A 3,136-nucleotide genomic window follows, 5' to 3' on the forward strand; every position below is an offset into this window, starting at 1 on the left:
GGGGCGTTGCGCGGGGCCGTGGGGGCGCTGCTGGCCGGGGTGGTACTGGCGGCCGTGTCCGGCTGCAGCGGGTCGGACGGCGGCGAGCGGCGAACCGGGTCCGCTCCGTCCGCCGCGGGTGCGGCCGATGGCGCGGCGGCGGGCGCGGGCTTCGCCCAGCTTCCCGGCCAGGCCTTCTACGTCTCCGATCGGACCAACGCCGCCCACCAGGTGTCCGCGCTGCGCGGGCAGGGCCGGACGGCGGAGGCCGACGAACTGCTGCGTATCGCCGCCCAGCCCTCCTCGCAGTGGCTCGGCGAGCAGGGCGCCGGGGAGATCGCCGAGCAGGTGAGCCGACGGGCCGCCGAGGCGGGCCGGACGGCGGTCTTCGTCGCCTACGACATCCCGCACCGCGACTGCGGCCAGTACTCGGCCGGCGGCGCCCCCGACGCGGCCGCCTACCGGGCCTGGATCACCGGCGTCGCCCAGGCCCTCGGCGACCGCAAGGCCTGGGTGGTGCTGGAGCCGGACGCCGTCGCGCACACCCTGGACACCTGCGGGATCAAGGGCGACCTGGCCGCCGAGCGGTACGGCCTGCTGGCCTTCGCCGTCCAGGAGCTGAAGAAGAACCCGAACGCGCGGGTCTACCTGGACGCGGGCAACCCCGGCTGGGCGCAGGACCCGGAGGAACTGGCCACCGCCCTGCGCAAGTCGGGCATCGCGGCGGCGGACGGCTTCGCCGTGAACGTCGCCAACTTCTACGACACCGCGCGGAACGCGGCGTACGGCGCCAGGCTCTCCGCGGCCCTGGGCGGGAAGAACTTCGTCATCGACACCAGCCGCAGCGGCAACGGGGCCCTGGGCGGCGACTCCTGGTGCAACCCGCCCGGGCGGGCGCTCGGCGAGCGGCCGACCACCGAGACCGGCCGGCCCGGGGTGGACGCCTACCTGTGGATCAAGAACCCGGGGGAGTCGGACGGCGACTGCGGCCGGGGCGAGCCCCGGGCGGGCGAGTTCTGGCTGCCGTACGCGCTCGGGCTGGCGCAGGCGGCGCGCTGAGGCCGCCCGCGCCGGCCCGGGCGTGACGGAGCGGCGGCACGGGCCCGCGTGTGTGCCTGTCCCGGCCGCCCGCGCCGGCCCGGGCCCGCACGGCGCGGGCCGTTGCGGCTACGCGGTGACCTGGATCCAGCGGGCGACCGACGGGGTGCCGGCGGCGTCCGTCAGGAACAGCATGTACCAGCCCGGCGGCAGCAGGTCGGGGTTGCGGGGCAGGGTCAGCGAGACGCCGTCCGCCGTCCGTCCGGCGATGTCCAGGGCCACCGAGCGCTGTTCGACGTCCGTCACGTGGGTGACCGAACTCGGCCGGATCAGCTTGGCGCCGGCGACCGCCTCCGGCCGTGCGGTGCCGACGGCCAGCGTGCCGCCGAGCCCGGCCGCCTGCGGAACGGCACCGACCTGCGGGCGTTCGCCGTGGTACAGGTACGGCGGGGTGTAGATCTCGATGCGCTGCTCGAAGCCGCCGGGCCGGGTCTCGGCCTTGTCGGCGAAGAGCGGGTTGGAGCCCAGCACGGCGACCCGGCCGTCCGGCAGCAGGAGCGCCTCGGAGTGGTAGTCGCGGCCGACGGCCGGCTCGGCGGCGGTGCTGAAGCTGTTGGTGTCCGGGTGGTACACCTGCGCCTTCAGCAGGTCGCTGTCGCCCCGGCCGCGGTAGCCGCTGGAGCCGCCGGTGGTGAAGACGGTGTCGTCCGGGAGGATCACGCTGTTGAGGTAGCGGGTGCCGCCGGCCGGCAGGTCCGGGCCCGGGGTGAAGGCGGGCGCGGCGGAGGACAGGTCCGCGATGTCGGTGCGGGCCGTGGACAGCGGGGACTCGCCGACGCCACCGCCGCCGAGCACCATCACCTTCTGCGCCTGCGCGGGTGGCAGCAGCACCGATGAGGAGGTCTCGGTGAGGTTGGGGTCGCGCAGGCCGGGGACGGGTTGGAAGGCCCCGGTCGACACGTCCCACAAGCCGGGCTCGCGGCCCTTGTCGCCGGGGCCGTAGCCGCCGTTGGAGCCGGAGTAGAAGAGCTTGCCGGAGGCGGTCAGGAAGATCGCCGGGTAGGTCGGGAAGTAGTGGTCGGGGCCCTTGGACCAGGACTTGGTCCTCGGGTCGTAGACCTCGTTGTCGTTGCCGTCGAGGATCTCCCCGGTGTCGTCCAGGCCGGAGACGGTGACCACCCGGCCGTCGCCCAGCCCGGTCAGCGTCGGGTACCAGCGGGCGTGGGCCATGTCGGTGACCGGCTCGTAGAGCTCGGTGTCCGGGTTGAACTCGAAGGCGGAGCGGATGCCCTGGTACTCCTGCTTGTCCAGGGTGAGCTTCTCGTTCTGCCCGTACAGGTTGTGGGCGTCGGTGCCGCTCAGGCCCTTGATCCGGTACTGGGCGGGGGAGTCGGAGACGTAGTCCGGGCCCGGGCCGACCGCCTCCACGTACACCCGCTGCTCGCCGGCGGTGACCACGGTCTCGCGGCCGGAGCCGGTCTTGGTCGCGGCCGGGACGGTCACCGGGGCGGTGCTGGCGTACTCGTGGCCGTTCGGGGCGACGAAGACGGTGCCCTTGGGGAAGGTCCGGTCGCGCTCCGGGCTCTCGTTGCGCACCCGCATGATGCCGGCCGCCTTCTTCACGGCGGCGGCCAGTTTCTCGTAGCGCTGGGTGCCGCCGGCCACCAGGACGCGGCCGTCCGGCAGCGAGGTGTGGCCGCCGCAGAACATGTCGGCCGGGGTGGGGACCAGCTTGTAGGTGTTCGCGGCCGGGTCCCAGAGCAGGCTCTTGAAGGTGCCCGCGTTGAACTGCTTCTCGTCGTTGCCGGAGCCGGCCACGATCAGGACCTTGCCGGTGCGCAGCAGGGTCGCGTGCACGGCGTTGACCCGGAACTCGGCGGGCAGCGACAGGGTCTGCCAGTGGCCGTACTGCGCCTTGTACTCGGGGCGGTTGATCACGTAGTGGTGGTACTGCTCGGAGGCGAAGCCGAGGACGGCCGGCGCGTTCATCCCGGCCACGGTCAGCGCGACGGTGCTGCCGAGGGCGAGGCGCTTGGTGCGGCCGGCCTTGTGGATCTTCACGGTGGGTGCTCCCCTCGGGAGGCGGTCGGGTGCCGGGCCGGGGCCGGGCTGGGGCTGG

General features: G+C 74.2%; 2 protein-coding genes. One reads left to right on the forward strand and one right to left on the reverse strand.

The window, feature by feature from the left end; translation table 11 throughout:
• Positions 1–1,038 (forward strand): glycoside hydrolase family 6 protein (locus ACIQOV_RS34530; RefSeq protein ID WP_401054791.1); only part of this gene is annotated, 1,038 nt, incomplete at its 5' end.
• A 108-nt stretch (positions 1,039–1,146) separates the two neighbouring features.
• Here the strand turns inward: ACIQOV_RS34530 and ACIQOV_RS34535 are convergent.
• Positions 1,147–3,078 (reverse strand): galactose oxidase-like domain-containing protein, encoded by a 1,932-nt coding sequence (locus tag ACIQOV_RS34535; RefSeq protein ID WP_401054793.1) that lies wholly within the window; start codon positions 3,076–3,078, stop codon positions 1,147–1,149.
• Positions 3,079–3,136: the final 58 nt, after the last annotated feature.

This window comes from Kitasatospora sp. NPDC091257, assembly GCF_044757675.1.
Taxonomy (GTDB): domain Bacteria; phylum Actinomycetota; class Actinomycetes; order Streptomycetales; family Streptomycetaceae; genus Kitasatospora; species Kitasatospora lactacystinica.